Origin of the sequence: Dialister sp., assembly GCF_036343215.1 — a bacterium.
GTDB lineage: Bacteria > Bacillota > Negativicutes > Veillonellales > Dialisteraceae > Dialister.
This window is the reverse complement of record NZ_JAZASU010000090.1, coordinates 1-6,909: the sequence shown is the minus strand read 5'-3', so window position 1 is coordinate 6,909 and position 6,909 is coordinate 1. Positions and strand designations below refer to the sequence as shown.

Annotated in this window: 6 protein-coding genes; 4 read left to right on the top strand and 2 right to left on the bottom strand. The window is 46.6% G+C overall.

Annotation, left to right across the window (positions count from 1 at the left end):
* Nucleotides 1–14: 14 nt before the first annotated feature.
* Nucleotides 15–1,562: an IS1182 family transposase gene (locus VZT47_RS08805; RefSeq protein WP_330224593.1), complete on the bottom strand. Its 1,548-nt coding sequence runs from the start codon at nucleotides 1,560–1,562 to the stop codon at nucleotides 15–17.
* Between the two features lie 426 nt (nucleotides 1,563–1,988).
* On the opposite strand from VZT47_RS08805, the gene VZT47_RS08800 reads away from it, so the two are divergent.
* Nucleotides 1,989–2,351, top strand: coding sequence for an ArsR/SmtB family transcription factor (locus tag VZT47_RS08800; protein ID WP_330224592.1), 363 nt, complete (start codon nucleotides 1,989–1,991; stop codon nucleotides 2,349–2,351).
* A 296-nt stretch (nucleotides 2,352–2,647) separates the two neighbouring features.
* Here the strand turns inward: VZT47_RS08800 and VZT47_RS08795 are convergent, their stop codons facing one another.
* Nucleotides 2,648–3,943: an ArsB/NhaD family transporter gene (locus VZT47_RS08795; RefSeq protein ID WP_330224591.1), complete on the bottom strand. Its 1,296-nt coding sequence runs from the start codon at nucleotides 3,941–3,943 to the stop codon at nucleotides 2,648–2,650.
* 429 nt (nucleotides 3,944–4,372) lie between these two features.
* Between VZT47_RS08795 and VZT47_RS08790 the strand changes: the two genes are divergently transcribed.
* From VZT47_RS08790 to VZT47_RS08780, 3 genes are all read left to right on the top strand, one after another.
* Nucleotides 4,373–4,933, top strand: coding sequence for a hypothetical protein (locus VZT47_RS08790; RefSeq protein WP_330224590.1), 561 nt, complete (start codon nucleotides 4,373–4,375; stop codon nucleotides 4,931–4,933).
* A gap of 142 nt (nucleotides 4,934–5,075) precedes the next feature.
* A complete protein-coding gene (locus tag VZT47_RS08785) occupies nucleotides 5,076–5,555 on the top strand; it encodes an arsenate reductase/protein-tyrosine-phosphatase family protein (protein ID WP_330224589.1) in 480 nt (159 codons plus the stop codon).
* A gap of 65 nt (nucleotides 5,556–5,620) precedes the next feature.
* Entirely contained in the window at nucleotides 5,621–6,433 is an 813-nt protein-coding gene (locus tag VZT47_RS08780) for a TIGR02452 family protein (RefSeq protein ID WP_330224588.1), read from the top strand.
* The last annotated feature ends 476 nt before the right edge of the window (nucleotides 6,434–6,909 follow it).

Below are 6,909 nucleotides of genomic sequence, written 5' to 3'. Positions count from 1 at the left end.
TGAGTCTGTTGGATTTATGCCCGTGCCTGGTTTCTCTGTTCTTTTCGCCGCTGTTTGGTACAATATTTATTCAGATTGAAGCCTAAAGCGACCAGAAGTATCTCAAGTTTTACGTTTTTCATGCTTCTCCGGGTTATTCTTCTGAAGTGTCGATCCTGTTTGATGACCCCAAATGTTCCTTCGGATTGAATGGATCTGTTTATTCTCAGCAATATTCCCGCAGGACTGGCAAGGTTATCCATGACTTCTTCATGAAAAGTTGTCAATTCTCTATTGAGGGTAATCACTTTATTGTTTTTACCCTTTTTACATTTCTCTGCTAACGGACAACCGGAGCAGTCTTCGCATTCATATAGCTCTTCTTCACGGCCGTATTTATTCCCTCTTATTGGCTGTCTTTTCTTAAAGTGGAATGGCTTGTTGTTTGGACAGTAAAGTACCTCGTTCTCAATCCTGTAATTAACCGGTCTGAATGGGTCTTCGTGGTATTTTTTATCTTTGGTTTCTTTCTTCCACATTGGGAATTTCATGTACCGTTTCATTCCCACTTTTTCACAATATAGATAGTTATTGAAGGAGCCATATCCTGCGTCTGCTACGGGATATTCCGGGTAAAAACCGTATGTGGCATGAAATTTCTCCATCAATGGAACGAAGCAGTCCATGTCTGACCGGTATTGTTCCACGCTTGCTACGGCAATATATTCATCGGCAACACCAAACTGGATATTATATGCTGGCAGAAGCTGGTCATTGCCGGTATGGTCTTTCTTGGTTCTCATGAAAGTAGCATCGGGGTCTGTCTTGGAATAGCTGTTTCTATCCGGGCCACAGGTATTAATTTTTTCGGCGTAATCCTTCAGCCTTTCATAGCATTTCTGGAATTCCTCATAGTAACGCTGCTCAGGGGTTTTACGATGTCCTACACCATGCACGAATTTGGTTTCATCCAGATTCCAGGCCTCTTTAAGGTGGTCCATCATGACTTTTACGGTTTCTGGTGCATACTCTCCGCATACATAGATGGGGTTAAACGGAAGCATTTTATTGACTTCCGCAATGAGTTTGGAAATCTTCAGAAACAGGTTTGCCCTGGACTTTTCGACGCCTTTCTTCCAGACCCAGGTATATTTGTTGGAACTGGCCTCGAACTTTGAGCCATCTATGTAAAGATGCTGCAGATCTACGCAATCTATTTCGAAGATTTTCTTGGTAATAACCGCAAATATATCCTCGATTTTATCGCATAAGACATCATTGATGAAATTCTGAAATGTTGAAAATACGGGTTCCGCTCCATCCATGAGATATCTGAAACGAATGTCGACCTGACAAAGGAGTTCAAGCCTCCGAAGAGAGATGGACCCGAAGTACAGGTAACCGAAAAGGATTGTCTTTAGCATTCTGACGGGATTGTATCTGCGACGCCCGACCTGGCATCTGTAGAGTCTGGGCAGATACTGTGCTACATTAACTTCCTCCATAAGTCTGTCAAAAGCAAAGACGGGATCATTCTCGGGGATGAGATCCGAAAGAAAAAGTGGTAAAATTCCGTTTTCCATGGTAGAATGTCTACCAATGGTATTATTTGGTTTTGGCATAATTAAATTATACCATGCGAAGAACCCATCGGCCTTTTTAAGTCGATGGGTTCTTTGTTTTAGTTGTGTATTTTCTGTACAGCCCCACCTTCCCGATAGCCCCGATTCAAAAGTCCGGTGTCATGAAGATTTCCCTTTCTTTCATATCTATATAAATTGTGCCCGCAGGGCGCCCCCTTCCCGGATCACGGACCACGGACCACGACCCACGATTCGATTTACATTTCTAAACCAACTATTTCACAAATTTGACAACCCTTTTTATATAGGTTACAATAATACAATAATAAATTTAAATGTATCGATGATTACCCTTGCTATAAACAAATCATAACGATACTTTTAAGTAATTGACAAGCTATGTTCATAGCAAGAAAAGGGGTTACTATGGATTCCAAACCAAGTTACAAAGAATTTGCCACCATCTTCAAGGCTCTCTCCGACGAGACCCGCCTTCATGTCGTAGACATGCTGTCCTGCAGGGAAATGTCTGCCTGTGACATTCTCACCAATTTCACGCTGTCCCAGTCCACCCTCTCCTACCACATGAAAATCCTCATCGAAGCCGGCGTGGTCAATGCCAGACGGGATGGCCTCTGGACAAAGTACTCCATCAATGATGATACATTCCTGCGCATCATGGAATTCATCCCCGAACTTTATAAAGTCAAAGACAACTGCATTTGTGAACAGATCAAATATGTGAAAAATCCTCCGAAACAGGATGGCAAAGACCCCTTTGGAAACTGATTCGATTTTCTACAAAAGGCCGTGGGAACGGTCTTTTTCATTTTGGGAAATAGTGATCAGTTATTAGCCAGCAGTTATCATTCTTTCCATTCTCGTGTCCCGGCGGTCATTCCATATGTTCAGGTCACACACATATGTATAACTTTTATTTCATATTCAGTGGGAGCCCCAAAATTCACTGTAACACCCATACTGATAACTAATAACTGTGAACTGAACACTTTTCCAGGCAGCCTCCCCGTTTATATGACAAGCAAAAAACGCTCCCCCAAAGGGAGCGTTTCTTATTTCTACAATTACAATCCTGCAAGCATGAAGTAGCGGATTTCAATATATGCGGAACCGATAATCAGGGAGAGGATCATCATCGGGAAGCACCATTTCATGAACTGGCCATAAGAGATGTAATGACCTTCTTTGGCTGCGATAGCGATCATGATGACGTTCGGAGATGCACCGATGGAAGTACCGTTGCCGCCATAGCAGGCGCCTACGGAAAGTGCCCACCACATGTAGTCTGCGTGAGCAAGACCCATGAGCTGCTGCATATCTTTAATCAATGGAATCATGGTGGCAGTGAACGGAATGTTATCGATGAAGGCAGATGCCAGGCCGGAAATCCAGAGGATGAGGAAGGTGATCAGATGATGATCGCCGCCGGCAAGGTTTACGCCCCATTTGGCGATGGCATTGATGACGCCTGCTTTTTCAAGACCGCCGACCAGGACGAAGAGTCCCATGAAGAAGAAGAGGGTATCCAGATCGATTTCTTTCATGGCATCATCCGGATTGATTCCGCAGACCAGCATGGCTACGACTGCACCGGTCATGGCGATAGTTGCCGTATCAAGTCCGAAATGAGCATGGCCGATGAATCCGAGAATCGTGAGGCCCAGGACGGTGAGGGAACGGTTGAAGAGTTTTCTGTCTTCTACAGCGCTCATCACGTCAATCTTGTCCACTTCTTCCTGGGGCATATTGCCATGAGGCAGTTCCTTACGGAAGAGCCAGATGATGCAGCACAGGGTCATGAATACGGTGATTACGGCCAGAGGACCTGTATTTTCCGTGAAATCAAGGAAATTCAGATGGGTTGCGGAGCCGATCATGACGTTTGGCGGATCGCCGACCATCATGCCGGAACCACCGACGTTACACATGAAGATTTCTGCTACCAGAAGGGGAACCGGATTCAGTTTCAGCATACGGCAGAGAGAAATCGTCAAAGGCGCAATCAGAAGGGCTGCGGTTACGGCATCCAGGAAAGATGCGGAAACTGCGGTGACTACAGAAAGCAGAACCAGCAGCATACGGGGCGAACCCTTGGATTTTTTCATGGTCCACAATGCTACGACACGGAAGAAACCGGATTTTTTTACAACGGAAATCAGGATCATCATGCCGGCCAGGAGGCCCAGCGTGTTCCAGTCGATAAACTGCTTAAAAGCTTCGGTTTCAGTCAGGAATCCGAAATAAATCATTGCGCCGCCGCCAATGAGCGAGCAAATGGTTCTCGGAACCTTCTCCGCCATAATTCCACCGTAAGTCAGGAGGAAGATGACGATGGCCAGGTAAAATTGAAATTCACTCATACTCAAACTCCTCTCGCTGCCCTGAAAAACAAGGGTCCATTTTTTCATCGATCCGCTTTTCCCGGCCCCTTCCTGCCGTCTGGAATCGCTTTATGCCGATGAATTGACGCCACATTACTTGATAGCTTTATTTTAACACAATGCATGGCGGAAATAAATAATCAATTTCGTTCAAGTTTAAAAATAATATATAAATTTTAGATTATGAATGTAATCAATCATTTTTATCACTTATAATTAGGTACACCGAATTATTTCACCTCTGCCAAAAAACGAATCCAATTACACACTTTACACTGAATCCATCCGATTCATCTGAATCTCTTTGCTTTTTCTCCGGCCAATGGAAATACTTCTGCCAAGCCGGCGAAGAAGTATGACCATTTCCTCTCCATCGCGCTATAATGGAAATAGAAAGAAGGCTTACCCATGACTCCTTTGAAAGACGTGATTTTCGGCCAGTTTTCCCTGGCCCTCGGCGCATTATTCTATACTTTCTGGTGGCTTTCTGCCTTTAAGCCTGGCGGAAATACGGGCTGGACCGGCGGGCTTTCAGGGATTTTATTTCTCCTCCTTGCTGTCTTCGGCCTTGGCGGTGTGGGGCTCACCATGTACGGCATCCACGGGCTTCCCCTCCCTCAAACCTGGCCGGGAAGCGGGACCCTGTCCCTTACGGCCTTTCTTATTTATTTTATACTCCTGTTTATAACCTCAAAAATCTTCGGCCGCATCCCCACCACGGAACTCCTTCTCATCGTATGCTGGGCACTTCTGGAGACCATGGCCCTGGGAGTCCTCTTCGAAGCGGAAAGTCTTTCTCTCTTTTCCTTCCTCCTCTTATCCCTCCTCATCGGTGCCGCCACACTCTTTGCACTGGGAACCTACATGATTTATTACAAAATCGACGAAGAAACCGCCTGGATTCTGGGCGCCATCCCTCTTCTTGCCGATGGAGCCGTCAGTCTTTTTATGGCTGTTTCATCTGTATAAAAGCATTCAATCCCGCCCCGGCCGCGGGATTTTTTCTGCCTGAAAGCCGGGGTTCGGAAGGCCTGTTTATGAAATATTTCCTCAACCTGTATAAAATAGGCTATAATAAAAGAAGAATTCATTGTAAAAAGAGGAGTCCACTATGATGATCAAACTGCTTTTCATTTCCCACACCGGCACCGGGGAGCCGCCGATGGCGGAATTTATCATGAAGGATCTGGTAAAAAAAGCAGGTCTCTCGGATAAGATTTATGTTTCCTCTGCCCGCTTTGAGAAAAAAGGCGGCCCGCTCTCTACGGAAGGGCAGGAAGTGCTGAAGGCTCATGGTGTGCCCTGCTCTGCAAAGGAAGCGCTGCCGCTGGAATGGAAGACTTACGATCAGTACAATTACATCTATTTCATGGATAATCTGCAGGATCCCCGCATTTTCAATACCCTGGGCGGCGATGTGGATAACAAGCTCTCCCTCCTGTCTTCGGCTTATGGCAGTGAAGAAGGAATTTCCAATCCTTACGGCCGCGGCTCTTTCGAACGGGCCTTCCGGGATTCCGACGAGGCCTGCAAAATCCTGCTCCGGAAATTCCGGGAATGGGTGAAGCAGCCGTTAGCCGTTAGCTGTTAGCCATCAGCTACCGCTTTCAGGCGGCAGCTGCGGAAAAAATATTTCTTATTTCCGGGAGGTTCATTTTGGATTACGCGAAAAATATGGCCATTGCGAAGGAGAATCATGAAATCCTCCGAAAAGGGCTGTACGAAACGGCCGATGGAAAAGCCTGGAGTTTCCACCATTCTCTGGCAGAGCTCCAACAGGCAGAAGTCTATCTGCCGGGAAATCTTGAAATCCTGATGGAAGAGGCAAAAAAACTCCCCCGCACCGGAAAAGGGAATATTTCCGTGGTGGAAGGAGATACCATGGATTATGCCGGGGAGGGAGTCCTCAATTTCGCCAATGCCTATGAACCGGGCGGCGGCTATTTGTGGGGCGCCGTTTCCCAGGAGGAATGTCTCTGCCGGGAAAGTACGCTCTATGCGTCCCTTTCGTCCCGGGAAGGGTCGAAACTTTATGCTTACAACCGTTCCCTTTCGGGCCTCGAATCGGATGGCATGATTTTTTCGCCCCATGTGGAAATCTTCCGCAAAAGCGGGGATGAAAACCATGCGCTTCTGGGACCGGCAAAGGAAACTTCCGTCATCACCTCTCCTGCCCCGGACCTTCGCGGTCCCGCCAAAAAGCTGGCGCCCTTCGAAATCCGGTCCATCCGTCTCGCCCGCATCCGGTATATGCTCTCCCTTTTTGCGGCAAAAAACTGCCGGACCATCACTCTTGGCGCCTGGGGCTGCGGAGTTTTCGGACATGATCCCTTTGACGTGGCTGATGATTTTCATACGGTCCTCATGTACGAAGATATGAAAAATCTTTTCGATGAAATCATCTTTGCCGTATGGTGCGGAAAGGATAAGAGGAATCTTCTGGCCTTTCAGGAAACATTCGGGAAATAAGATTCCATTCTTCGTGATTCGTTGTTCGTTCTTCGGAAAAGTGCCCTGAAACAGTCAGGGCACTTTTTATATGGAAACTATAGGCGGACAACTTTTGAATCGGGGGTGTCGGGGGTATCAGGAAGGTGGCGCCCTTCGGGCGAGAGTTTTTAGATTGGCCTTCGGCCCTCATTTGCGAGGAATATAATTTTTCGTCGTACGTGCAGTTTCCTCTCACAATCGGTTGTCATGGACGTCAGGATAAAAAGCAGCATTGGAAACCATTTCATTCTTACCATTTTTTGTTGCTCCTGCCGGGAAGCGTTTCGACAAGTTCGTGCCCCCACCGCTTCGCGAAGCCCCCTTCTCGAAGGGTGCCCGTTATTCTATAATTCTAAGTGCAACAGGAGCTAATATGATTTGTTTAAGAATCTGGTTTCCTCTCTATCCGGCATCCCTTGACGGGTCCTGAGCAAAATGATAAAATCTCCGGCTTT

Bases quoted from the DNA above. Each gene is read 5' to 3' on its own strand.
- VZT47_RS08805 (WP_330224593.1), bottom strand. From the start codon at position 1,562: ATGGAAAACGGAATTTTACCACTTTTTCTTTCGGATCTCATCCCCGAG.
- VZT47_RS08800 (WP_330224592.1), top strand. From the start codon at position 1,989: ATGGATTCCAAACCAAGTTACAAAGAATTTGCCACCATCTTCAAGGCT.
- VZT47_RS08795 (WP_330224591.1), bottom strand. From the start codon at position 3,943: ATGAGTGAATTTCAATTTTACCTGGCCATCGTCATCTTCCTCCTGACT.
- VZT47_RS08790 (WP_330224590.1), top strand. From the start codon at position 4,373: ATGACTCCTTTGAAAGACGTGATTTTCGGCCAGTTTTCCCTGGCCCTC.
- VZT47_RS08785 (WP_330224589.1), top strand. From the start codon at position 5,076: ATGATGATCAAACTGCTTTTCATTTCCCACACCGGCACCGGGGAGCCG.